Below are 22,620 nucleotides of genomic sequence, written 5' to 3'. Positions count from 1 at the left end.
TCCATGATCCAACCGCCGCCCGCAGCCCCGCCAGATAAGGACGCACCCCTCGATCCGGCAACCGCGTTTATCGTCCTGCAGCTAGACGCTGCAATTTCCGCGTACCGGGCAGGGGAGGGGACAGGCTTGCAGGCGTTGGATTCCGCCCGCGGACTTACGGCCCCTCTTACTGATGAGGAGGTCATGAGCGAGGCGGAGCGCCGAGCAGGACTTGAACCCATCGTACGGCGGCCGGATCGGGTCGAGCTGGCGATCCTCACGGCGCTCGCCGATACGTACGGCAACGAGATTCTGACCAACGCGTCGCTCGGCTACGCGCTGCGCCTGGTCGCGCGGTATGGTGGTGTGGCGTTAGTTCAGCGTGTCTTGTGGGGCGAGTCCGCGTCCGATGTGCAACTGGCCACAATGCTGGGCGCCACGCGGGCCGCGTTCACCCAGATCACGCTCGCCTTCAGCGACGATCTGATGGCCGACGCGAAAGATGCGCTAGACGTGTATCAGGCAAATCCGCGACCGCGACCTCCAGGCGGACCGAAGTCGAAGTCGAACCCGAAGCGGGGCAAGCTTGGCTGAAAATCTCACGCTCACCTACGGCTACACCGCGAAGGATCTCGCGGCGGTGCGCGCATATGTGCAGCGTGTGCCGCCTGCGATCATCACGCGGACCTATTACGACGGCGGCGAGGACAGTTTCGCGGCAACCCCTTCAGCGATGGACCGGCACCTTTGCACGATGCTCGATGGCCTGGTGAAGGTGGCCATCGAGCACGGGTCGGCCGCGCTTGCGGAACACTTGCGCTCGTCGATCAAGAAACACGGGCAGCCGAAGCTCACTACGGTGACGTTTCGGATGGTCACTTAAGCAGCGGCACTCAGCTAGACGCGGATCTAGCCCTTTGATGTTAGCCACGCTTTCAGGTTCGATTGAGGATAGCCAACAGCTTCGGATAATCGACGGGTTTCGTAAGGTGCAGATCAAAACCCGCAGCTTCCGCGTTGATCTTGTCTTGCGGCTGGCCCCAGCCCGTCAGCGCGATCAACAGGACCTCACGCCCTTCGGGACGTTGGCGGATCTGCTCCGCCAGTTCATACCCGTTGAGATCTGGTAAGCCGATGTCCAACAGAACGGCGTCTGCGGGCGACTCAAGCAGCAGCTTTAATCCGGTCGCCCCATCGTGTGCTGTTCGGACTTCGTGGCCGTCGGTATCGAGCAGCATCGCAAGACTCTGCGCTGCATCCTCACTATCATCAATGATCAGCACCCGCCTGTTTTTGCTGCGAGGGGGATCGGAAGTTGCGTCCGGATGCGACGCATCACGCCGAGAGCCCGATATCGGCAGGCGAACGACGAATTCACTTCCTTGCCCAATTCCCTTGCTCGAAGCGGTGACCGTACCGCCATGTCGCTGGATGAGGGACTCGACCAATGACAATCCGATACCCAAACCACCTTGAGAGCGCGAGAGCCCGGGTTCCAGTTGTGCAAATATTCCGAAGATCGTCGGCAGATGCTCAGGCGACATGCCTATTCCGTTATCGCGTACTGTCACTATCGCTATGTCACCGTCTCGGGCGACGCTTACTTCGATAGCGCCACCAGTTGGGGTGTACTTTGCTGCGTTGTTCACCAGGTTCTGAAACACCTGGATCAGCCGCACAGGATCTGCGTCAAGCATGATGGGGTCGGCTGGCAGCGTCAACTTCAAGGTATGTGCCGACGCATCGATGAGAACGCGCGAGCCCTCGATCGACTGCCGTATAACGTCGCCCAGATCCATTCTCTGCCGCCGCAGTTCGAGCTTGCCTTCAGCCACCCTCGACACTTCCATCAGGTCATCGACGAGTCGTGCGATCTGAGCGACTTGTCGTTCAAGCACGCCACGCGACCACAGCACTTGAGGATCGACTAAATCCTTATTCCGGAGCAGCTCTACGACTGCTTGGATCGGCGCCAACGGATTGCGTAACTCGTGGGCGAGCGTCGCGAGAAATTCATCCTTGCGGCGATTGATCAATTGCAGCGCCTTTTCAGCCTGCTTTTTAGCCTCAAGTGCCTCTTCCGCCCTCGAACGCGTGGATAATAGTTCCTGCTCGTATTTATCTCGATCGGTAACGATCACAAAAGCGAAGTCGTCATACTGCACATCGCCGTCGCCTCGGCGCAAAGCATTAATCAGCATGGGCACCTTGTGGCCGGCGCTGTGGCGAATATCAAGCTTAACTTCGGCCACTGAACGCTGCATCAATAGCAATGGCGCCCAATGCGTTTGATGGAAGACCCTACCGCCGATGGTCAGTAAATCCTGGATACGACGCCGACCTACCAGCTCAGACGCTGCAAATCCGCACCAACTGCAAAACGTCGCATTCACACGGACAATGGTGCCGTCGATCCGGGTCGTAACGAGACCACAGGGTGCGTGTTCGTACGCTTGCTCGAACGAATTAAGCGTCTGCATGGAGCCGCCTGTTCACAAGCCGAGGCCTGCCAGAAAAGCTTCAGTAGCATCTTTGCTTGGGCCCGGCGCACTTAGATGTGGGCAGTGGCCGACGTTCTGAACCACGCTCAGGCTGCTGCCGACGATCCGCTCGTGCATATATTGCCCAACGCCCACAGGCGCCAGCAGATCGTCGTCCGACTGGACGATCAGCGTTGGCGTAGTCACTTTGGATAACTCCGCACGGTGATCGGCGAGAAACGTCACGCGCGCGAAATGCTTGGCGATCTCAGGGTCTGTACGACAAAAGCTGTTGGTCAGTTCCGCGGCCATTTCTGGGCCGTTCGAGGCCCCCATGATGGCCGGTGCCATCGTGCTCGACCAACCCAGATAGTTGCTTTCCAGTGTTTGCAGCAATTCGTCGATGTCACCTCGTGTGAACCCGCCGACGTACTCGCCGTCATTAATAAACGAAGGCGAAGGCCCGATCATGACGTTAGCTGCAAACCGACCCGGCATCTCGATCGCAGCGAGCATGCCAATCATTGCGCTGACCGAGTGTCCAACATAAATCACTGGGCCAGTTGCGAATTCCTCGACGATCTCCAGCACGTCTGACGCGTAACCGTGAAGGGACCCGTACTTGGCACGGTCGTAGGCCATAAGGTCGGAATCGCCGCCACCCACTAGGTCGAACAAAATGACCTGATATCGGGCCGCGAAGCTCGGCGAGAAAAAGCGCCACATATTTTGGTCGCAGCCAAATCCATGCGCGAAAACGATCGTTGAAGGTCCGTCGCCCTTGACGTGTACGTTGTTGCGAAATTGGATATTCATCTGTTTGGACCTCAAGAAACTGCTGTGTTCCATTGTTTCACATTAACGGGCCAGTGATTTTTACCGGGCCGGAATTTGATGTAACTGTTGAAAAGCAGCTGCCAAAGTTCTCGTCGTTTGTCTTCGTATTCGCAGCCGGCCTCGAGTGGATATCCTCACGGGCGTTCCTGGGTCTCCAAATTGCTGAAACTACGAATGAAACGTAACGTCTGCTGGAGAGGTTGTATGAACTGGGACATCGCACGGAACCGCATATGGACCGAGCGCCGAGTAAGCGCTGCAGGCACGCGCCTTCGCGTGCTAGTGGTAGACGACAACCAAAACGCGGCGGATGCATTGGCGATGTATTTGCAACTGGAGGACCTCGATATCCGGACCGCCTACGGAGGACGGCAGGCGGTTGATGTAGCCATAACATGGACGCCGCATCTCATCGTGATGGATATTTCGATGCCGGGATGCACGGGTTTCGAAGCGGCTTTGGTGATTCGCCGAGATACAAAAACGAGTCATATTGCGATCGTTGCCTTTACCGCGTTGGACGAGACCGAAGTGCGACGTCACCTCATGGACCACGAGTTTGATGCTTATTGCCAAAAAGGTCAGCCGCCCAGCGAACTCGTTGCATTGCTAAAACAGTTGACAGTAGATTCCACCTGACGCTGCTAGCGAAATGTTTGGTCGAGTTGCGCCACGGCGCGACGTTGCTGCCGCGCATGTCGATTCGAGGGATCCCTTCACGGGCTCACCGTAGCGATGCGCTATGCCATCGGCATGCAACATTAGTGCGATTGCTTACGCCCTTTACTGAGCAATTGCGCGCTGCTACTGGCGCTGCGCAATAGCGTCCGCGCAGATGGCCAAGACGCGCTGAACCATGGTGCTCGATAGATTCAACGCCATTTCACCCGTGAATAGAGCTTGAACGTGCGCCTGCCGGATCACGACCTTGGCTTTGAACAGGTCGCGTCTCGCGAGTCGAAGTGCAAGCTGCCCCAGGTTGACTCGCTCAAGCCACGGCATCTTTACAGCGTTTCGTCTGAGCCAGAGCCGGCAACTCTCGACCACGTGGTCAACCCGCCATTCACTGGTCAAGCCATGCGACGCTGCAGCAGTCACGACCAGGAAGCACAGCAATTCTGTGCGCCGTTCATTCTCTACAAACATGCAACTCCTCGTCTAGCGTTTCTGTTGGGCTTGCATCGTTTGGGTCATGCGCTGACTGCACCTGATCGGGGTGCCAATGCAACTTCCGTCACACCCGTCGCAATAGTGACGATCGCGAACGTCCTCGGACGCCTTCCATGCGTTGTGATGGTCTGCTGGCGGCGTACCGACGGTGCGCCCATTCTCACGGGCGTAAAACGTCGGCTCACCGTTCTTTCCTCGAGTCACCGCTTCGTCGACCGAGTCGCCAAAGGCCGCTCGCAGCTCCGCAACGAAGGCCGCCATCTCCGGCATCGGATGCTTTCGTCGAACAAGCATATCCATAACAGCCTCCGCAATCGACTAAATAGGGGCAATTCAGCGTTTCAAAACCCGAGATAGAATACTGTACATCCATACAGTGTTGTCTGTCCATGAGCCGCCCGATCCCGATTACCGCCGACGCCGCAGGCTCATTTCTCATCGAAGTGCTGGCAAAGGTGCCGGCAGGGTTTCCCAGTCCGGCGCAGGATCACACGCAAAAGCGCATCGATCTTAATGACGTGCTGGTGCTCAACCCGATCGCGACGTTTCTGTTTCAGGTAGAAGGGGACTCAATGATTGACGCCAGGATCTTTGACGGCGACCGTCTGATCGTTGATCGCTCGATCGAGCCGGTGCATGGTCGAGTGGTCCTTGCCTGCGTCGACGACGAGTTCACGGTCAAGCGCTTGTACAAACGCTCGGGCGTCGTCCGTCTGCACGCGGCGAACCCGCTTTATCCCCCGATCACGTTCGTCGAAGGGCAGGAGATGAGCGTGTGGGGCGTGGTCACGTGGAATTTGCGTCAGCTGCTGCATCCGCAGAAACGTCGATGACCACCTTTGCGCTCATCGACGGTAACAACTTCTACGTTTCGTGCGAACGATGTTTCAGGCCGTCGCTCATCGGAAAACCTGTCGTCGTACTCAGCAACAATGATGGGTGTGCAGTCGCGAGATCGCAAGAAGCGAAAAATTTGAAAGTGGGAATGGGGCAGCCGTATTTTCAGATTCGCGACCTCGAGCGCACCAGCGGCCTTATCGCGCTCAGCTCTAACTACGCCCTGTATGCTGATCTCAGCGACCGCATGATGTCATTAATCGGCCAGTATTCGCCCGTCCAGGAGATCTACTCGATCGATGAATGCTTTCTCGACCTGGGCGGATTTCGCTGTGACCTGACAACCTATGGCCTTCAGATACGCGCTCAGGTGCTGCAATGGATTGGCATTCCCACGTGCATCGGCATCGGTCCCACGAAGACGCTCGCGAAAATGGCGAACCACATTGCCAAGAAGAACGTGGGCCGCCTCTGGCATGGTGTATGTGACATCGGCGTGCTGACGCCCGAGGAGCGCGACAACATCTTTGCGAGCGTGGACGTCGGTGAAGTCTGGGGCGTCGGCCGGAAGATTGGCGCGCGTCTTCATGAGATGGGTGTCGAAACGGTGCTGCAATTCAAACGCGTGAGCCCTTCGTTCATTCGCAAGCAGTTTTCCGTGGTTCTCGAGCGGACTTTGCTCGAGCTCAACGGCATCGCGTGCTACGGCTTTGAAGATGCGGGGCAACCGCAGAAGCAAGTGCTTTGCTCGCGCAGCTTCGGTCATGTCGTGTACACCCTCGATGAACTGACACAGGCCGTCACGCAATTTGTCGCGACAGCGGCCGAGCGATTGCGTCGGCAAGCGTTGCACGCCAATCAGGTCCAGGTCTTTATCCGAACAAGCCCGTTTAAACGCGACGACCCGCAATACAGCCGTGCCATCAATGTTCCGCTCGTTTCACCGACGTCGGACACCTTGACGCTGGTCGACTCGGCGTTGTTCGGGCTGCGTCAGATCTATCGGGAGGGTTTTCGGTATGCGAAGGCCGCGGTGCTGCTTCACGAGTTGCAATCGATCTCAATTGAGCAAGGCGAGCTCTTTGGTCGCGATGCTAGCCGGCAGGCGAAGATGATGGTTGCGCTCGATGCGATCAACGACAAATACGGACGTGGAACGTTGAAGGTCGGCGCAGTTGGGCAGCGCAGAACATGGCACATGAATCAGGACAGGCGCAGTCCCGCGTACACGTCTGATTGGGCAGCACTTCCCATCGTGCGATAGGACTGGTCGTTGGAAAGTGATCACCTCTTCGACCAGCGCTGGTCACGCGGGTATCATGGTTCACGAACAGGAGATGGAGAGCATTCGTCATGTGTTACTCGGCTCAGATCACCGCGGACTATCGCAAATACGTGCACGTCTATGGCGCGGACATCGATATCGATGAATTTTTTCGACTGTTTTGGGACCGCCGCAGCGGCAGCAAATCGAAAATCCCGAAGGCCATGGAAGCGCCGTTCCTGCTGCCGCAAAACGATGCAGAGGCGCGCATCAAAGAAGCGATCGTCGAGTTTTCGGCTGGCCAAACGGCGAAGCTTGAAGAGGACCTGTTCAAACAGCGCACGCGCTTGGCCGACGCCGAGCGAACGCTACTGACGAAGACCACCAAAGCGGCGACCGACAGCCAGCGGATTGCGACCGACAAGATCGCTTGGATCCGCGGCAAGCTGGAAGACTTCAACCGGACCGAGCTGAAGGACCGTGACTCACGGATATTTCCCGGCCAATACGCGCCGGTGATGGTTTTCGAAAATGGTCAGCTTGTGGTGAAGCCGATGCGTTATCAATGTCGTCCCGCCGGCAAGCCGGCGTTCTACGACACCAAGTATCCCGGAACGTACAATGCGCGAAAAGACAGCCTTGAAGGGTTCTGGAAGGGGCTCTTTGGATATACACACGGCGTGATGTTGGTGAGCGCGTTTTATGAAAACGTACCACGTCACCGTGTTGAGGCGCGTGAGTTGGCTGAAGGCGAGAAAGAAGAAAACCTCGTCCTCGAGTTCAAGCCGAACCCGCCGCAGGACATGTTGATCGCGTGCCTGTGGTCGACGTGGACAGGCAAGGGTGAGCCGGACCTGTTGTCGTTTGCTGCCGTCACCGACGATCCCCCTGCGGAAATCGCGCTCGCCGGTCACGACCGCTGTATCGTGCCGATCAAGCCCGAGAACATTAACGCCTGGCTCAATCCAGACCCTGCCGATCTGGCGGCTCAATACGCCATTCTCGACGATCGTCATCAGCCGTATTACGAGTATCGCCTCGCCGCTTGAGCCGAGGAGAACCGCGAATACGTTCGGCGAGTGAAGCAACCAGCAGCGTGGCCGCGGGACGCATTCAAGAGCGAGCGCGTCTGATTGCTTCCACTGCGGTCGCGCCGGCGAGGTCCGCGTAGAGTTCGGCCCACTTGCCAAGGAGCGATGAATCGTCAGTCAGGAACAGGGGGTGTTCAGCCCATACACTGACCATTGGTCCCTTCCAACCCAGTTCGAAAATACGAAGATCTTCGTCATCGCTCACACCCGAATCGACCAGGTCGCCGAAGGACGCGAGGTTGTACAAATAGACTTCGGGCGGCTCGATGTCAAAGAGCGCCGCAAGTACAGATGTTGCCCGCCTGGACGCAGCTTCTCGGCTGCCGGCCATCAGGAAGACGATGCGTTCCTCGTTGCCGTTGGGCTTACCGAATATCATACGGTATAGGGATGTCCTGCACCGATTGCTTAGTTGCGTGCTCATTTTAATTTTTGTCCTGACCTAATGTCGAATCGTCCAAGGGTCGATTGCGCTTCGCCGTCACACGGCCTGGGCAACGTACAATCGGCACAGAGCGGCGCACGTAACTGCTTTGCCGTATCTTCGTTTTTGGAACGGCCGGAGCCATGATCGGTCGAACTCACATCACTAATCATAGAAGAAAACACGACCCAAATGACGGACACTGGATACCGCGCCCTGCTTGCGCAACGTGAAGCACTGGAAAAGCAGATTGAAGAACTAAGAAACGCCGAGCGCGGTGACGCGATCGAATGGATCCGCGAGCAAATGGCCCTATACGAAGTCAAGCCCGAAGACCTTGAGCCACGCAGTAGCCGCGGCCCGCGGAAGCAATCGGCGCCTGTCGCTGCGAAATACCGTGATCCCGCATCAGGCGCGACCTGGAGCGGTCGCGGCAAGCCCCCTCGCTGGATCGCGAACCAGGATCGCGACAAGTTCGCTATCACTGACTGATCCTCGCCACGATACCGAGCCCACGATGTTGTCCACACAATTTGTGGACAGCGTTGTGGACAACATCACTTGAAAGCCCATAAGTCGTTGTAGTTCCAACATTTATCGAACCCGCCTCGATGTGCGACATGGCCCCCGTCAGTCGACCAATGCAGGTTCGGGCTCCGGTGGCTCAGATGGCTTCGTTCCCTTGGGCGCCGGCTTGATCTCGGCGAGGACGGTCTGGCGCAGGTGCTGCTTGACCAACAAAAGCCGCAATTTTTCGATCGCGATTAATTCACCCAAATTTTCCTGTCGCCATGTGCGATGAATGATCTTGAAGTAGTCGGCGACTTCGTTGATTACACCCCGGCTGAACTGAACTTCCAACACGAGCCGCTCGATATCTTCGTTGCCTCGGTACTTCTTCCAAAGCGAACGCAGTTCCTTCAGGCTTAGTGGCGCGAACTCAGGGAGGGTTTTGGGCATGGCATCGATCCCCATCGCGTCATTCAGTGACCGCGGCGTGCTCGATCGCAGGCACGGGCAGTTCGACCGTGCGCCGTTGGACGCGACGATGCTCGCTGATCAAGTTGGGCGACGGAGAGAGTTTGACCATAATCGGCGCCGGCGCAGCGGGGCCTTTCCGCTTAATCAGTTCGACGGCGACGCCCTCAGCGACGCCCCGAACAGCAAGTCTAAGGGGCGCCGGCGACGAGTCCTGGGCACGCGCCAGCGGTCGCATGACGAAAAACAGCATCTCGGAACTTTGTGCCGCCAGCAGCAGGCGCCTGAGCGACTCGGCGCGAATATGTTGCTGCCAGAGCACGAGTGCACCGCAGCTGCCTGCTCTCAGGATCTGCTCCGCGCTCCACAGCGCATCGGATGATTTAGCTGCCTTCAGCCACATCAGCTTGCCTGGATCAATGCCCATAAAGGCGTAACCGTGCGCATTGGGGACCTGCTGCGGGGCCATCAGTGCAATCGAGCGCTTATCCGATACCGCCGCCATGGCAGGACCCAGCAGGCGCATTTCGCCGATGCCCGGCTGCTGTAAAAGCAGCTCGGTCATGGTTCCCAACGGCCAGCCGCCGCCAGGCAGCTCGGCTGATAGCGCTGCGTAACCCGTGTCCACGGTCCGCCCATGGGCACGCGCCAATTGCGTCCCTCGCCAAAGACTTGGGTGTAGCGATTCGATGTCTTTCGGTAGGGCGTTCATAGCGAGCACTGTATATCCATACAGTATCGTACACCGGATCGCGGATGCCAGAACGCGGAATTTGAAAACGCAAAAAATTAGGCTGACGCGGGACCGACCCAGTTACAAACCAATCGCTTTCCGCTCACCCACCCTTGAACAGTGGCGCGATGCGCCAAGTGTGCGAGAGCCTGGCGGCTCCCGCACGTGAGGTTGCATGTGTGGGAACCACGTCGCCGCGCTCCATCCTTTGCCTGTTGTTCAAAGCGCGTTCCATCTGCTCTTCAAAGCCGCCTCTTAATCGACGCATAGCACGAAGCGGATTCGGCACAAGGGTTCGCTGCGCCATGTCCTCACCCGTTCGATGCTCGCCTGCGGCTGCGCTTCGCTGCGGCCTCCGGGCATGCCCTTGTGCCGAATCCGCCCCGTGCAAAACATGCGTCGAGGCGGCTCCGAAGAGCAGATGAAACAGAACGACAGGCAAAGGACGGATTTATGAGCGCAACGACCACCCACACAAGCAACCTCACCAACGAAGCGGGATTTCCTCCCGCGCCCTCCGAGGCCCACCAAAAAGCATATGCCAAAGGCGATGTCCAAGAGGTCCATTTTAAATGGCACGCGCATTCGCATGGTGTTCGACGGCGCACCGTGGTGGAACGTCAGCGTCACACGGATCTAGGTTTTCAACTCAATATTAAGGACAACTACGATGACTAAATATTTTACTTGTGCCGACACCGCCAAGCTTATTCGCCAATCGCTGAAGGAAGCTTTTCCGGGGGTTAAGTTTTCCGTGCGTAGCAGCACCTACAGCGGTGGCGCATCGATAGATGTGAGCTGGACCGATGGCCCGAACGCGGCGCAAGTCGAATCGATCACGAAGGGATTCAAAGCAGCCTATTTCGATGGCTCGATCGACTACCAAGGCTCGATCCACCACATGATGGACGGCGAGCAAGTCCGGTTCGGCGCCGACTACATCACGTCAAGCCGCCGCTATTCGGACGCTGCGGTGGAGCGCGCCATTGCAAGCGTGAGCCGCCGCTACGCCGGCAACTTCAGAAAGGCCGGAGTCACACGTCTCACCGTTCAACAGTTCCGTTCCGGGGACCTGTACCGCATCCAATTGCCTGGGCTTCATTGGGACGGCGCGAGCAGCGTTCAAACCATGATTCACCAGGCACTGGCAAAACACGCGGACCGCCTCAAGGTGAATCCGAGCAAGACGGCCGCGAGCAAGTTCATCACCCACGACGACGGCTACAGCCGCAGTGTTGGAGCGGGTTTTTCGGCGGTATGCGTCGAGGGAGATTAAGTCTATATCCAGGAATAAGCGTGACGAAAACGCGTCGCGCTTATTCCCCTTCGATCCAGATCATGCCAAGTCCTGCCGCGTGACACAGCAACGCCCAGGCAGCATAGGGGATGTCGCTTTCTTCTGAAGTCCACTTACGTACCCGGCGCGACCCTCCGGCCGACTGGGCAGATACGCCCACGAGCTTGGCTACCTTGCTGTCCGTGAGGTTGGCTTTTCGCATCATCTCGCGTATCTCTGCGCCTGTCGGTCGCTCCCACCCATCGTCCGCGCGGCGCAAGCATTCTGGTCTCACCGTAACAACGTCGCTCATGTCTGTTGACTTCCTGAACTGTCTATTACTTTTAAATCGGCGGCAGGCTGAGTTGCCTCAGGCATCCGGCCCCCGCTGAAGCGAGGGATACACCGTGGCCTTCGGCCACTGGACGACCCCGTACCGTTGAACACTCAGGGCCCAGCTGTCGCGCCCCTGCGCTTCGCTTCGGGTCCGCGGCTCTCCCCACGCATTGCGCGGGTCCCCGTGCCGCTCGCTCCAGGCGCGACGGCGCGCGCAATGGCTCGGTGGTCAACTGCGGCCCTTAACCCCTAGTTTGCAATAAAGGGGCGAGTTCCGCGCCGAAGCGAGCGGATACCCCAGCCTTTCGGCTGGGGTACCAGTTATTAATCGATCGCGCCCATGATCAACCGCGATTCAGCATGTTCAATCGCAAAGTCCCGTAGCCAATGATACTGGTTGATCATTTTATCCTCACCCGCGCGATTGGCCAAATCGCACAGAGCAAATAAAGACGCCACAATACCCGCAGCGTCCGCGCTCATCTCGCCCGAAAAACCGTTAGTCGGTACATCGATTTTAAATGGCTTTTTATCTATTGGAGCCATATAAAACCCACCGTTTGACAGAGAATAAAAATCCCACATACCTCCATTATAGTCAATGCAAAGACGGTCAAGCCAACCGAAGACTAACGCTTCACCGATGATCGTATGCCGACCTAAGTGAGAAGGGAGAAACGCAGACCGTTGGTGGCTGGGAACAACGGACGCAACGACAGCAGCATCAGTATTTGATGACATGTTCATACTCCAGAGTGGCCTTAGCACGGTGCTCGGCCTAATAAGAATTATAAACATACTGCTAAATCGATTGAAGACTTTAAATGATATTTGTGTAACTTAACGTTTACAATTTGTCTTATAAAGATAATCAAAGTTATAAATGAGCTCGATTATAATAATAACTCGGGCCAAGCAAGACCGCTAAGGCCCGGACACTGGAGATTCAAAATGGATGATCGTTCAATTCATGTTGCCGTAGCCGATGATGCACAGGTTTCTAATGCAGTCGAATCTTTATTGGAGACGAACTATGTTGAAACGTCGATAGCGTCTGTTCCCTTGTCCCGCTTAAGCGTCTCGCCGCTCAACGTGCGCCGTAAAGCGTTATCAGGCATTGAGGGGCTGGCCGACAGCATTTTGGCCAAAGGCCTATTACAGAACTTGGTGGCCCACCCGGCGAAAGGCTCACGCGGCAAGAGCCCGAAGCTGTGCGTTTGCGCCGGTCAGCGTCGCCTCGCCGCGCTTCAGTTACTAGCGGAGCAGGGCAAGATCAGTCCCGACATGGATATCCCGATCAAGGTCCTGACTGAAGCCGAAGCCGTGGCCGCTTCACTGATCGAGAACGAGTCCCGCGAACCCATGCACGCGGCAGACCAGGCGATTGCTTTTCGTTTGTTGCTCGAAGAAGGGCGCAGCATCGACTATGTTGCGGCTTTGTTCTCCATCCCGGTGCTTTCCGTTCAACGCCGCCTGAAGATCGCCAACGTATCGCCCAAGATACTGGACGTGTATCGAGACGATGGCATGACCACCGAGCAGATTCAAGCGCTTGCCTTGTGCGATGACCACGACAAGCAAGAACGCCTCTGGTTCGAAGCGGCGCAATCGTGGTTACGCGATCCGTATCACCTGCGTGAGGCCATTGTTGAAGAAGAAATCGACGTCAGCGAAAATCCATTGGTCGCGTTCGTGACGCTCGACGCATACATCGCCGCTGGCGGATATGTGCGCCGCGACCTGTTCAGCGAGTCCTCAAACGCCGGATACATCACGGATATGGCGTTGCTCCAACAACTGGCCACTGAGCGCCTTCTGGTCATCGCGCAAGACGTTTCAGCCGAAGGATGGAGCTTTGTTGAGACGCGAGTGAAACGCGACTTCAGCGAGCTTTCCGCGTACACCCACATCACGCCGCAAGCGCGCGATATGACCAAGAAGGAAGCCGTGCAGTATGCCAAGCTTGAAAAGGCTCGGGACAAGGCGAGCAGCGCCCTCGACGCCTACTACAGCGATGAAACCATCGACGAGGACGACGACACGCGCGATGCGCTTGAGGACGCCGCACGCGGCGCGCAGAACACGTGTGAGCAGTTCGTGGAAGCACTCGAAGCGTGGACGCCCGAGCAACTCGCGAGCGCCGGAGCGTTTGTCTTGCTGAACCACGCCGGTAAGGTTGTGATCGAGCGCGGATATGTGAAGCGAGGCACAGCGACGAGCCCGGCCCATGAAGGCGATGGACAAGATCAACCGAAGAAGGCCAAGCCCGTGCACAGCGACAAGCTTTGCCGTCGCTTGACGGCTCACCGCACTGTCGCCGTTCAGGTTGAACTTGCAGCCAAACCCACTATCGCGTTAGCCGTCCTCATGCAACGGTTGATCCCTACGGTGTTTTCAAGTCTCTACTACTACGGCGAGGAAACCGGCGTACATGTATCGGCCACGTGTTCACACGACAAGCTGCTGCGCGAGGCTGACGACATGGAAGCGAGCGCCGCATGGCAGGAGATCGATGCCGAGCGTAGCAAGTGGGCTGCGATGTTGCCCAAACAGCGCTCGAATCTGCTGCCTTGGTTGGTTGAACAAAGCGACGACGTGATGGCAAACCTGTTTGCATTCTGCGTGGCTTCGACCCTCGACAGCGTCACCGGCACCGAAGCCGCGCACCCGGTCAACGCACTTGCTGACTTGCTCGAAGTCGATATGACCAAGTACTGGACGCCGACGCAGAGTAGCTATCTGAACCACGTATCGAAGGCGCGAATTGCGGAAGTCGTATCGACAGCAGTTTCCCCCGAAGCCGCTGCGCCGCTCGCTGCGATGAAGAAGGGCGATGCCGCAGCGACCGCCGAGCTTCACCTTGCCGGTACGGGCTGGCTTCCGGAAGTGCTGGCGAAGCGGAATACGTTGGACGGTGCTGCCGACGATCACCAGAACGATGAAGTGGCTGACATAGAGAGCAACGACATCCCGTACTGATCGACGATGAAAGCATGACCAATGATGGCGCACCCAGAGGAATCGGGTGCGTTTTTGTTGGGTCACCTACTCACCATTTGCGCAAAAGTAGTTTATAAACTACAATTACGGACATGACATTCGAGATCAAACAGACTGAGACCTTTCGCCTTTGGGAATCGAAGCTGAAAGATCGGAGAGCGCGCACCATCATTGCAACACGCCTTGCTCGTTTGGCGGCTGGACTGCCCGGCGACATCAAGCCGGTCGGTAGCGGCGTAAGCGAGCTTCGAATTGATCATGGTCCCGGTTATCGGGTCTATCTTCAGCAGCGCGGCGTAATCTTGGTTGTCCTGTTGTGTGGAGGAGACAAGAGCACGCAGGCGCGCGATATTGCGATGGCGAAAAAACTGGCTCAGGAATGGGATGAAAGATGACCGAAAAACTCACGACCTATGATCCAGCCGCCGCGCTGGAAAACAGTGAAGAAATTGCCTTTTTTATGGCGGACGCTCTAGAGACCGGCGACGCCGCCTATATTGCAAAAGCACTTGGAATCGTTGCGCGCGCGAAAGGAATGGCGCAAATCGCAAACGATACGGGACTTTCAAGGGAGCAGCTCTATCGTTCGTTTAGCGAGACGGGCAATCCAACATTGAAAACGACGCTGGCAGTGATGAAGGCTTTGGGCATCGACTTAACGGCGAAAGTCCACGCATGAATTTAACTTTGAATCGAAGCGTCTGCGTTTGGTGTCGGAAAAATTAAGCGCTTTTCGCCATCGAACCGAGACTGCAGAACCGCCTTCTTGCAAAACTTTTTTGCTTTTGCCTTTTTCCAATTTTTAACCTACGGCTTAACAGATTCTGGTTTGAACCGATTAGGAAAAAATTGCGCTGCTTGGGCGTCCGTGCGCGCTCTCCGCTGTGCTGGCGTGAGTAATCGATTTTGCGCAGGCGTCAATTTCGCCTGCATCCAGTCATGGGGTAGTGACACTGGTTCTGAGTGCCGGATGCCTACGTCCGATGACTTTGGAACGTATTGCTCCTGCCTCGCGGGAACATTCATGTGTGCCGATCCAACCGCTCGCAGCGATGCCGCGTTTTCCTTTCTAATACGTTGAAGCGCCGATTTAAAGCTGGCGAGCGTCATTTCAAAACCATCGCGATTCAATTCCTCAAGTACCTGAGCACGTGAGACGCCAGCGTCAAGCGCGGCCTCGACCTGTTCAAACACATCTCGCAGTCGAGCAGTTTTCGACCGACTATCTGCGCTTCGGGCAAGGGCTTCGAGCCGCGATACAAGATTGGATTGAGACATAAGACCGAAAAGAATTGACATGCATTCATTGTGCGTCCGAACCGAGTCGAACTCAAGCCTAAACGATCCTTAACGATTCGAATTGCGCCATTATGGGTCTGGCATGGTCCAAATCGCATCCATGTTGATTCCTTAAGCGAGATTCGGTAAATGCGGAGGCACGTTGCATGTGTAAACAAAAAATGCTCCGCACTTTTTCTTTACACATGGTGCCCAAAGGGGTGCTCCCTTTGGAATCCCCGACGGCTACGCCGTCAGGATCGCCCACTGGGCGCTGCTTTCAAGAAAACGGTGAACAAAGACCTTTAAACTACTAACGTAAAGCCGTCTGCAACGATGTCGCCAGTGATGTTTCCAGCAGCATCGCGAAGACGCGATAGCGTCAGAGTTTGTCGCGGTCTCGCGCAAGATATGCCGTCGTCGGCGTGTCAGTAGCGCTAGTTGCACGAAAGCGTCGCAAAAACAATCGACGTTTGGTCGATCACCCTATCCTTGGATAACGCGAATGAACCGACTCGGATCGTCGTCCACCATTTGAGGCGGTGCCGTGCCTATCTGAGAATAAGCTGCTGTTCGAATAGCCTCGGCCAAGTGACCTAATGTCCAAGACTGGACGGACATCGAAAAACGGCGATTGACTCTCATCGACCCTCAACAGTCGGTCATCACCGCGCGCTTGCAATGGCCGCTTGCGAAGTACAACGGTCGTTCCTTTTCTGATTCGGCGGGCGGGTTGTCGGCCGAAGCGGTCGTTGAGCCGGTGTGATTGCTACGTCAGCAATTTAGTCCACTGCCGCCGGCGGTTTGAGTCGGCCGCCGCGTAACAGCCTTCTCGGTCGGCAAACTCACTCCTAGGCTCCGTTGCTGCCAGTCAAGCCGTTACAGTTCCAAGGTTGGTATGTGCATCGGCCCTTGGCCGGCGAACTAGACGAACGTGACTCCCGTAACTAGGGTTTGGCTAAATCTGTTAAAGGTGTTATCGCGATGCAGCGTTCGCACCTGCCAGAGATAGAACGAGCGCACCGGTTCACTCGTTGATAAAGTCCCTTCGCGGTAGCTCTTGCCTCGCGAAACGAGCGCTGTACCGCAGTTCCCACCGAACTGCTTCGGACTAGCAGGTCCCCAGCCTGCATTCCAGTAACAAAGGTCTGCGACAACCTGCTCGTCTGCTTTGATCTCCAATTGCCCACCACGGGGGGTAACTTCGGCCTCGACAGAACCAGGTAGCGTTGGAAGGAACAGCCGACCAGGATACAGGTCGTGCTGAAGGTAGCCCAAGCGGTCAAGGCTGAGTAGTGCGGCAAGCGGCCAAGCCTTGCAATCGCCGTCCATCAGGTGGTCTAGACGAGGTGGAACTAAGAAGGTCGTCGTGCTCAGTGGTTCTGACGCCGCACTGCGAAGCATCCTCCCGTCGCCCCAGAAGGCTTCCAGATGTTTAGCCAAGCTTGCATCAGCGATCTTGCAGCCTTCGGCTTGCGCCCATCGAACAATCGAGACTTCGATGCACCGTTTCATCGACATCACGATTGGCGAACTGAACGCTATCAGTTCGTCATCCGGCCGCGTTGCCTGCATGCGGACAATCAGGTCTTTGAGGGATGCTTCGACCGCTTCTGTATTGCCGTCAAAGTCCGTTTTCTTCGGGAACCAAGTCGGGCGTCGAACCTTGAGAAAAGCCAGCGTCGGATGGAGGGGCAACGCAAGGAGTGCTTCCCTGCCTGCCCGATCCGGTGGCATGGCCCAGAACCCCTCTGCAACTGCGAGCGTGCGAAGATATGCGGAGATCGAACGAAGGGCAATTCGCGAGGAAAGCTGTCCGACAAAACCGTCGCCCAAAGGGCGCAAGAAGTACCCGGAATCTCCTTGAAAAGGGGCGTCTGGATAGGCCGCCCTATTTGCCTTCCATTCGAAGGCCATCTGCCGTAGAAAGGGCAACCCGGAATGCTGCTCGAGCTCGCTCATAGAAGTCCGGAAAATTCGGGGCAGGTCGGAGCCTTGTACGCCATCAAAGTCTTGGGGAATTTCAAATGCCTCGGGTACCTCCTCTAGTCCTTCGTCGCCCCCTACCGGCATCACGCCAAGGTTTTCTAGTAACAAGTCCGAGAGGATGGACGACCTCGGAATACTCTCCGCCAACTGGAGGGCGGGCGAGTATCCGTATGCACGCGCTGCGATCCAGAAAATGTACAGAACCTCGACTACTTCAGCTTCCAGCTTGCGCGAGCTCAGCAACTGGAGCAATCCAGACTCACACTCGGTGCTCGAAACCGGGTCTCCTAGTCGAGCCGCCAGCTCCTGGATGGTCCACCACCTTGCAGACATCGATGGCCAACCAAGACGGGCAATGAGGATGCGAAGCACGTCCATCAAGCCTCCAACCTACGAGAGGAGACCAGTTCGTCCGCCCAGCGCGGCGGCTCGAGCGGAAGTGTGCGGGTGTCTTCAATGATGCAGTTGACCATCGTCTCGGCAAACCTCACAGCTTCCGCCATCCGCTTCTGTCGTGCATAGAAATAGACCATTAGATCCGTGGGCGCCACGCGCGGTGGTTCGGGGTCACCGAACATGCCGTAAGTCGTAACCGCGACGAATTGGTCACAGCGTAGCGGATAGTGTTTGACGACCAAGTCGAGCCTGCTGCAGGTCGCCTCTTCGTTCTCCATAAATCCGAGCCAGGCACCGTTACGGATGTGAGCATTGACAAGGTACTTCCACGCCGCATTCACGCCACTCAACTTGCGTCTCGTCTGAAATGCAAGGTCTGACAACACCAGAACGCCGATGCGGCGACCCTCGTCCGATTGAAGCAAGTTGTCGAGCGTGGCCAGCAATCGCTTTCCTTGCTTGGCTTCGTCCCAATGCTGATACCAGGCGCGAAGAAGCCGGTTTTTCTCCCTATAGCTTGTCGACAGACTTTTAAGCAAGTCGCCGAGTTGCTCCGGCGCAAAGGTTGTCACATCGCCGATGTAAGGTTTGCTATCTTCGTTGCTGCCGGAACGCGCCGATTGCTGCAGCAGCCCAATGTCCCATCCTGCATGCTCCTGAAGGACGCGCAGCCGTTCCGCAGCGCTTTGGTCGCCTTCTTCTGCAAGTCGCACTAATACGTCATATATCTCGGGATGCAAGCCGGTCCGCATTAATGCGTCCAGAGGCCAACCATCCTCGACACCGCGCTGAATATACGCCCGCAGACTGTCTTCTGCTTCTGCCCAGTCGCCTGCGTGCGTGTGTTCCTCGTACTTGATCACCAAGGCTGACGGTTTCAATTTTGCAAGTAGCCGATCGGCGGAAGCCAGAACATGTCGGGTGCCTTTTCCGTCGGTGTAGTCCAGTACGTGATGAACCTGCGCCGCGATCATGCCGAGCAGGCGGCGAGCATCGTCCGGTGCATCGTCAACCAGGTACCGGATGGCGTCGACCGTGTTGTTCAGCGCAGGGTCCTTGCGATGCGCGTAGCCAGTTGTCAACTCCCACGTCTGCTTGCAGAGATCACGAGCGCAGGCCGTCAGCCCGTGAGCTAGCGCAATGTCACAGAGCTGGAGAGGTGTCTGAAGATGCACGCTGGTTTCGTGGCGGATCTCTGCGTCGAGCAGGACTCGCTGAGACTGGACGAACGCCGCCGCCGCTTCATTGCTCATGCTCGTCAGCAACCCGGCCGCGTACTGCATGCGAAAGGACGCGCTGTCAAACCATTCGCACTGCCTTGCCGCCTCTATGGTTTCTTCTGTCAGCCCCACATCGTCAAAGTGGTCAAGCAGCACGCTGCCCAGCCTGATGTCGCAGGCGATTCGATGTAACGCACTTCGGAAGTTCTCGGCTGCGGTACTCGCGTCATGGCTTTCCCGGAATCCTCTGAACTCGACTGTTTCGAGCAACTCGAACAGTCCATGAAAGTCCACGTACTTTCCCTGCCACCAATTCCGCGCAACCTCTGCGCCGACCGCAGATAGCGCGTCGAGAAAGCGTGTGATGTTTCTCCTGCCCTCATAGGCGGGCGCTCGCATGAACTCGAAGGCGGTCTGACCTTCGGCAATCATGCAAAGACTCAGATGAACGGCGCTAAAGAACCAGTGATGCGCGAGCGTTGCCAGATCCTCTTTGTGTTCGTAATAGTCGCCCTTTAGCCAATCAATCGGAATCGGCTCATTCAAAGGTGAGGAGGCCCGTCTATGAGCTGCCTCTATAGCCGCAACAAAGGGAGTCCTGGCCAGTTCGTTGAAGTCATCGCGCTCGACGATGCTGACCCCTGCGTTTGCCGCCGCTCGGATGCACGCATCGCTGATAAGACTCTTGCCCTTGCCAGGAGTGAGCACAGCGGCAGCCAACATCAAGTCATCCAAATTGCCTTCCCTAACTAGCATCCGGACTCGCGGCAGCCACACGGCCGAGCCGTTGTTGGAAACCAGTTTGACCAGCGCCGTTGGGGTGGCACCGATGGCACCGAGTTGCGCAAATGCGTCAACGAGGAAGTTGAAATCATCCGCGCCGGCGATTGACCAATACCGACCGGAGAAACGGCTTAGGCCTCTGAATCGGCGAAACGCCTCTTCACCGCAAGTTTCGGCCAGGACCTGCTCGCCCCGATTGCGCAAGGCCAGGCCAAGCGCGACAACACGCAGGATATCCGCCTCATGCCTGGAGGCCACAGCCTCGCGCACGACGCCATCATCTGCAGTCAGCGAAAACGTGAAGGAGATCAGTCTCGCCATGTCGTTGTCCTGCATCTGGTAATGGCTGCCACCGACCATTCGCGCCTTGAGGTGCTCCAGCCGATAGGCCTGAGCGAAATCGTTGGTATCCAGCGCTGCGACCAGAGCATCGGAGAGCAGCGTGTCAAAAAGCGACTCTGGATATCCCTCCTCAAGCCGCAGCATGATCCAGTCTCGGGTGAGGCCAGCGATGAGATTGTCGGCATCTCCTAACTTGGCCTGAACGGTCCAAAGCCAGTTCACGCGCAATGATGTTGGGGCAGTAGTCTCCAGCCAGCTTGCCACTGCAGACATCAGCTCATTGATTCGGTCGGCATAGCCAGAGGTCGCTCGCACGAAAACGGCCAGACTCTCGTGGAAAACCTTCAGTCCGGCAGCCGATGAGTGGAGCAAATGCTCCACGTTCGCGACGTTAGGCTCTGCCACGCCGACTTTCGCAGCGATTTCCCCAAATGCCGCTTTTGGCCAAAAGAAGGGGAACGCACAGATGAGTCGCAGCGTATCCTTGAGGCTTGGAGGAAGGCTCTCCCATAGCGATGCGTAATAAAACTGTGCATCATTGCTCAAGTCTCCCTTCAGCCGCTCGACATCCCACTTCGACAGGTTGCGTCCGGTGTGCCCAAGCTCAGCGGTGGCATAGATGACGTGCAGAGGATGGCCGTTGGTTTTCGCGCGCAGCGCGGTGGCAGCCTCCTGCAGCTGTCTCTCGGCCTCGTGCTCGCCTCCGAAATTTGTTGTAAGCCGGCCCTCCTGAACAGCCTTGCGAAGGTAGGACAGGACTGCGTTCCCGGACATTGCCGGTAGCGTGCGCCACACGGCTTTGGGCGCAATGGCAAGCAAGTCCGTTGGCAACTGCGCGTCGTCTACAGGTTGAGTGCCTACGAGTAACACCATGTTTTCCGGACATGGGATCAATTGAGAGAACACGTCATCTAGCGGTCGCTTATCCGCCGCGTTTGTGCGCCAGACGTGATCCAGCCCGTCCAGAACAAGTATGAACGGCTTTCCCAGCGCCTTGTAGTGTGAAGCGCAAGTTTCCAGTAGCGTGCGCAGGTTCCCAGATGGTGCGCAGGCATCGGGGTGAAACCGCTTGACCTGCGCCTCGATGGATTGCTCGACCGCATAACTATGGACCCGATCACGCCCTCGTTCCGTGGTGGAAAGAAAGTAGTGGTGGCGAACCGTCGGAATGTCCATATCGGCCAGCGTGTCGCAAAGTGCACTCAGGTAGGTGCTTTTTCCACGGCCAGGCGGTCCGGTGAGCACGATGGCCCCCCCGGTGGCGGCCATCGCGTCCTGGACGAACTCCCGATGGAAAGTCTCGTCGGGGACCTCGTAGCCCAAGGGGACCACGAAGTCCTCGGGCAAGGGCGCTGGCGGCATCGACCGCAGGATAGTGCGGATCTGTTCCAGCGCGATCCAACCGTCCGGGGGCGGGAAGTCCTTCCGTGTTGCCCAGTTCAACGCTGCGTTCTTGAGAGTGGCAATGCCTTCAAGAGTGCCGTGCCTGCGAAGTCGCGCGTCGACCTCGTGCTCGAGAGTTTCGAATCCTTTGTCGCTGTGAAGAATTTGCAACTGGCTGAAAAACGCCTCACAGTCTTGCTCGCTGCCAAGTTCGGCGATGACCTCAGAACGCTTTGGCGCCGGGATTTTGGCTAACGAAATCTTGCCCGCCTCCAGGCAAGCTTCGATATCGACATCTGGCCGGCGGTTGGTCGTCAAAGTGAGCTCACCAATCTGGGCCGGGTCCAGTGCCTTGAAGGCGTCGAACCATTTGCGCAGCATCGACCGCGCTCGCGCCGTCTTACCAGTTTTCTCGAGCATCCAATCCCAGCAGAGCAGATGGGCGTCGGGGGCGGGCGTGAACTTGACCTGATGAAGGTCGAGCAGCCCGTCTGCACGCTCGGCTACGATGTCATCTAGCCCCGTCGGCGCAACTGTCTCGTCGTCACATTCAAACCTCACTCGGATGTAGCGAGACGGCGCCTCAAGCCAGTCGCACAGGACCCTGAGGCCTTGCCGGTTTTGATAGATGTAGCCAGCAGCAGTGATCGCGGTTTTCTTAATATTTTCGGACATGAATCAGCTCGCCTTCAGACCCTCCATGATACTGGCCCTTGAAAGAAGCACCGAGTGGCTATCGAATGATCGAAGGTGAACTACCTGTGGATCTTTGTCGAGGACCACCGCAAACCAACATCGAGAGCCAAAGCTCGAACGATGTGACC

24 protein-coding genes are annotated in these 22,620 nt (G+C 57.1%); 13 read left to right on the top strand and 11 right to left on the bottom strand.

From position 1 onward, the window contains the following. Together HB633_RS29355 and HB633_RS29350 are read left to right on the top strand one after the other, a co-directional pair. A partial coding sequence (locus tag HB633_RS29355; protein WP_213781633.1) for a hypothetical protein occupies positions 1-573 on the top strand: 573 nt, incomplete at its 5' end. Further along, positions 566-862, top strand: a complete 297-nt coding sequence (locus HB633_RS29350) for a hypothetical protein (RefSeq protein WP_213781632.1) — start codon at positions 566-568, stop codon at positions 860-862. The genes HB633_RS29355 and HB633_RS29350, both read left to right, overlap by 8 nt. Positions 863-914: 52 nt before the next feature. Here the strand turns inward: HB633_RS29350 and HB633_RS29345 are convergent, their stop codons facing one another. Together HB633_RS29345 and HB633_RS29340 are read right to left on the bottom strand one after the other, a co-directional pair. Then, entirely contained in the window at positions 915-2,459 is a 1,545-nt protein-coding gene (locus HB633_RS29345) for an ATP-binding protein (RefSeq protein WP_213781631.1), read from the bottom strand. A gap of 12 nt (positions 2,460-2,471) precedes the next feature. Further along, positions 2,472-3,275, bottom strand: a complete 804-nt coding sequence (locus HB633_RS29340; protein WP_213781630.1) for an alpha/beta hydrolase — start codon at positions 3,273-3,275, stop codon at positions 2,472-2,474. A gap of 225 nt (positions 3,276-3,500) precedes the next feature. Between HB633_RS29340 and HB633_RS29335 the strand changes: the two genes are divergently transcribed. Continuing rightward, complete coding sequence (locus HB633_RS29335) at positions 3,501-3,935, top strand: response regulator (protein WP_213781629.1); 435 nt, start codon at positions 3,501-3,503, stop codon at positions 3,933-3,935. A gap of 165 nt (positions 3,936-4,100) precedes the next feature. Here HB633_RS29335 and HB633_RS29330 read toward each other — a convergent pair whose 3' ends face one another. Beyond that, positions 4,101-4,442 carry a hypothetical protein gene (locus HB633_RS29330; protein ID WP_213781628.1) on the bottom strand — a complete coding sequence of 114 codons (342 nt, stop codon included), beginning with the start codon at positions 4,440-4,442 and terminating at the stop codon, positions 4,101-4,103. A 12-nt stretch (positions 4,443-4,454) separates the two neighbouring features. Continuing rightward, positions 4,455-4,766, bottom strand: a complete 312-nt coding sequence (locus HB633_RS31070) for a hypothetical protein (RefSeq protein ID WP_255581271.1) — start codon at positions 4,764-4,766, stop codon at positions 4,455-4,457. 89 nt (positions 4,767-4,855) lie between these two features. Here HB633_RS31070 and umuD point away from each other — a divergent pair, with 89 nt between their 5' ends. The 3 genes from umuD (at position 4,856) to HB633_RS29315 (ending at position 7,616) form a co-directional block, all read left to right on the top strand. Then, positions 4,856-5,299: a translesion error-prone DNA polymerase V autoproteolytic subunit gene (gene umuD / locus HB633_RS29325; RefSeq protein WP_056361248.1), complete on the top strand. Its 444-nt coding sequence runs from the start codon at positions 4,856-4,858 to the stop codon at positions 5,297-5,299. Continuing rightward, complete coding sequence (locus HB633_RS29320) at positions 5,296-6,567, top strand: Y-family DNA polymerase (protein ID WP_213781627.1); 1,272 nt, start codon at positions 5,296-5,298, stop codon at positions 6,565-6,567. Before umuD ends, HB633_RS29320 begins: the two co-directional genes overlap by 4 nt. Positions 6,568-6,656: 89 nt before the next feature. Further along, a complete protein-coding gene (locus HB633_RS29315) occupies positions 6,657-7,616 on the top strand; it encodes an SOS response-associated peptidase family protein (RefSeq protein WP_213781626.1) in 960 nt (319 codons plus the stop codon). 64 nt (positions 7,617-7,680) lie between these two features. Here HB633_RS29315 and HB633_RS29310 read toward each other — a convergent pair whose 3' ends face one another. Further along, a complete protein-coding gene (locus tag HB633_RS29310; RefSeq protein WP_213781625.1) occupies positions 7,681-8,082 on the bottom strand; it encodes a hypothetical protein in 402 nt (133 codons plus the stop codon). A gap of 192 nt (positions 8,083-8,274) precedes the next feature. Between HB633_RS29310 and HB633_RS29305 the strand changes: the two genes are divergently transcribed. After that, positions 8,275-8,574 (top strand): H-NS histone family protein, encoded by a 300-nt coding sequence (locus tag HB633_RS29305; protein WP_213781624.1) that lies wholly within the window; start codon positions 8,275-8,277, stop codon positions 8,572-8,574. 138 nt (positions 8,575-8,712) lie between these two features. Here the strand turns inward: HB633_RS29305 and HB633_RS29300 are convergent, their stop codons facing one another. Together HB633_RS29300 and imuA are read right to left on the bottom strand one after the other, a co-directional pair. Beyond that, positions 8,713-9,042, bottom strand: a complete 330-nt coding sequence (locus tag HB633_RS29300) for a hypothetical protein (protein WP_213781623.1) — start codon at positions 9,040-9,042, stop codon at positions 8,713-8,715. Positions 9,043-9,061: 19 nt separating this feature from the next. Then, positions 9,062-9,772, bottom strand: coding sequence for a translesion DNA synthesis-associated protein ImuA (gene imuA / locus HB633_RS29295; RefSeq protein WP_213781622.1), 711 nt, complete (start codon positions 9,770-9,772; stop codon positions 9,062-9,064). A gap of 474 nt (positions 9,773-10,246) precedes the next feature. Here imuA and HB633_RS29290 point away from each other — a divergent pair, with 474 nt between their 5' ends. Further along, positions 10,247-10,471 (top strand): hypothetical protein, encoded by a 225-nt coding sequence (locus HB633_RS29290; protein ID WP_213781621.1) that lies wholly within the window; start codon positions 10,247-10,249, stop codon positions 10,469-10,471. Further along, positions 10,464-11,069, top strand: coding sequence for an LPD29 domain-containing protein (locus tag HB633_RS29285; RefSeq protein ID WP_213781620.1), 606 nt, complete (start codon positions 10,464-10,466; stop codon positions 11,067-11,069). Before HB633_RS29290 ends, HB633_RS29285 begins: the two co-directional genes overlap by 8 nt. Positions 11,070-11,109: 40 nt before the next feature. Here the strand turns inward: HB633_RS29285 and HB633_RS29280 are convergent, their stop codons facing one another. Both HB633_RS29280 and HB633_RS29275 read right to left on the bottom strand, forming a co-directional pair. Further along, complete coding sequence (locus tag HB633_RS29280; RefSeq protein ID WP_213781619.1) at positions 11,110-11,382, bottom strand: transcriptional regulator; 273 nt, start codon at positions 11,380-11,382, stop codon at positions 11,110-11,112. A 347-nt stretch (positions 11,383-11,729) separates the two neighbouring features. Continuing rightward, the gene (locus HB633_RS29275) at positions 11,730-12,146 is read right to left on the bottom strand and encodes an antirestriction protein (RefSeq protein WP_213781618.1); all 417 of its coding nucleotides are present in this window, start codon (positions 12,144-12,146) and stop codon (positions 11,730-11,732) included. A gap of 210 nt (positions 12,147-12,356) precedes the next feature. Here HB633_RS29275 and HB633_RS29270 point away from each other — a divergent pair, with 210 nt between their 5' ends. From HB633_RS29270 to HB633_RS31065, 4 genes are all read left to right on the top strand, one after another. Continuing rightward, positions 12,357-14,384: a ParB/RepB/Spo0J family partition protein gene (locus HB633_RS29270; RefSeq protein ID WP_213781617.1), complete on the top strand. Its 2,028-nt coding sequence runs from the start codon at positions 12,357-12,359 to the stop codon at positions 14,382-14,384. A gap of 113 nt (positions 14,385-14,497) precedes the next feature. After that, a complete protein-coding gene (locus tag HB633_RS29265; RefSeq protein WP_213781616.1) occupies positions 14,498-14,800 on the top strand; it encodes a type II toxin-antitoxin system RelE/ParE family toxin in 303 nt (100 codons plus the stop codon). Next, on the top strand, positions 14,797-15,084 hold the full coding sequence (locus HB633_RS29260) for an addiction module antidote protein (protein WP_213781615.1): 288 nt from the start codon (positions 14,797-14,799) through the stop codon (positions 15,082-15,084). Before HB633_RS29265 ends, HB633_RS29260 begins: the two co-directional genes overlap by 4 nt. Before the next feature lie 1,233 nt (positions 15,085-16,317). Next, positions 16,318-16,449 carry a hypothetical protein gene (locus HB633_RS31065; protein ID WP_255581270.1) on the top strand — a complete coding sequence of 44 codons (132 nt, stop codon included), beginning with the start codon at positions 16,318-16,320 and terminating at the stop codon, positions 16,447-16,449. A 158-nt stretch (positions 16,450-16,607) separates the two neighbouring features. Here HB633_RS31065 and HB633_RS29255 read toward each other — a convergent pair whose 3' ends face one another. Beyond that, on the bottom strand, positions 16,608-18,050 hold the full coding sequence (locus tag HB633_RS29255) for a multidrug DMT transporter permease (RefSeq protein ID WP_255581269.1): 1,443 nt from the start codon (positions 18,048-18,050) through the stop codon (positions 16,608-16,610). Further along, the gene (locus HB633_RS29250) at positions 18,050-22,471 is read right to left on the bottom strand and encodes an ATP-binding protein (protein WP_213781613.1); all 4,422 of its coding nucleotides are present in this window, start codon (positions 22,469-22,471) and stop codon (positions 18,050-18,052) included. The genes HB633_RS29255 and HB633_RS29250 overlap by 1 nt, the downstream gene beginning before the upstream one ends. Between the last annotated feature and the right edge of the window lie 149 nt (positions 22,472-22,620).

Source organism: Caballeronia sp. dw_276 (assembly GCF_018449635.1).
Lineage (GTDB): Bacteria > Pseudomonadota > Gammaproteobacteria > Burkholderiales > Burkholderiaceae > Caballeronia.
Note: the sequence above shows the minus strand (reverse complement) of the source record. Positions and strands in the feature narration are given on the sequence as shown.

Excerpts from the sequence above, each read along its gene's own strand:
- HB633_RS29330 (WP_213781628.1), bottom strand. The coding sequence starts at position 4,442 with ATGTTTGTAGAGAATGAACGGCGCACAGAATTGCTGTGCTTCCTGGTC.
- HB633_RS29260 (WP_213781615.1), top strand. The coding sequence starts at position 14,797 with ATGACCGAAAAACTCACGACCTATGATCCAGCCGCCGCGCTGGAAAAC.
- HB633_RS29250 (WP_213781613.1), bottom strand. The coding sequence starts at position 22,471 with ATGTCCGAAAATATTAAGAAAACCGCGATCACTGCTGCTGGCTACATC.
- HB633_RS29265 (WP_213781616.1), top strand. The coding sequence starts at position 14,498 with ATGACATTCGAGATCAAACAGACTGAGACCTTTCGCCTTTGGGAATCG.
- HB633_RS29335 (WP_213781629.1), top strand. The coding sequence starts at position 3,501 with ATGAACTGGGACATCGCACGGAACCGCATATGGACCGAGCGCCGAGTA.
- HB633_RS29305 (WP_213781624.1), top strand. The coding sequence starts at position 8,275 with ATGACGGACACTGGATACCGCGCCCTGCTTGCGCAACGTGAAGCACTG.
- HB633_RS29270 (WP_213781617.1), top strand. The coding sequence starts at position 12,357 with ATGGATGATCGTTCAATTCATGTTGCCGTAGCCGATGATGCACAGGTT.
- HB633_RS29285 (WP_213781620.1), top strand. The coding sequence starts at position 10,464 with ATGACTAAATATTTTACTTGTGCCGACACCGCCAAGCTTATTCGCCAA.
- HB633_RS29275 (WP_213781618.1), bottom strand. The coding sequence starts at position 12,146 with ATGTCATCAAATACTGATGCTGCTGTCGTTGCGTCCGTTGTTCCCAGC.
- HB633_RS29300 (WP_213781623.1), bottom strand. The coding sequence starts at position 9,042 with ATGCCCAAAACCCTCCCTGAGTTCGCGCCACTAAGCCTGAAGGAACTG.
- HB633_RS29320 (WP_213781627.1), top strand. The coding sequence starts at position 5,296 with ATGACCACCTTTGCGCTCATCGACGGTAACAACTTCTACGTTTCGTGC.
- HB633_RS29255 (WP_255581269.1), bottom strand. The coding sequence starts at position 18,050 with ATGGACGTGCTTCGCATCCTCATTGCCCGTCTTGGTTGGCCATCGATG.
- HB633_RS31070 (WP_255581271.1), bottom strand. The coding sequence starts at position 4,766 with ATGGATATGCTTGTTCGACGAAAGCATCCGATGCCGGAGATGGCGGCC.
- HB633_RS29315 (WP_213781626.1), top strand. The coding sequence starts at position 6,657 with ATGTGTTACTCGGCTCAGATCACCGCGGACTATCGCAAATACGTGCAC.
- imuA (WP_213781622.1), bottom strand. The coding sequence starts at position 9,772 with ATGAACGCCCTACCGAAAGACATCGAATCGCTACACCCAAGTCTTTGG.
- HB633_RS29290 (WP_213781621.1), top strand. The coding sequence starts at position 10,247 with ATGAGCGCAACGACCACCCACACAAGCAACCTCACCAACGAAGCGGGA.
- umuD (WP_056361248.1), top strand. The coding sequence starts at position 4,856 with ATGAGCCGCCCGATCCCGATTACCGCCGACGCCGCAGGCTCATTTCTC.
- HB633_RS29310 (WP_213781625.1), bottom strand. The coding sequence starts at position 8,082 with ATGAGCACGCAACTAAGCAATCGGTGCAGGACATCCCTATACCGTATG.
- HB633_RS29280 (WP_213781619.1), bottom strand. The coding sequence starts at position 11,382 with ATGAGCGACGTTGTTACGGTGAGACCAGAATGCTTGCGCCGCGCGGAC.
- HB633_RS29340 (WP_213781630.1), bottom strand. The coding sequence starts at position 3,275 with ATGAATATCCAATTTCGCAACAACGTACACGTCAAGGGCGACGGACCT.
- HB633_RS29345 (WP_213781631.1), bottom strand. The coding sequence starts at position 2,459 with ATGCAGACGCTTAATTCGTTCGAGCAAGCGTACGAACACGCACCCTGT.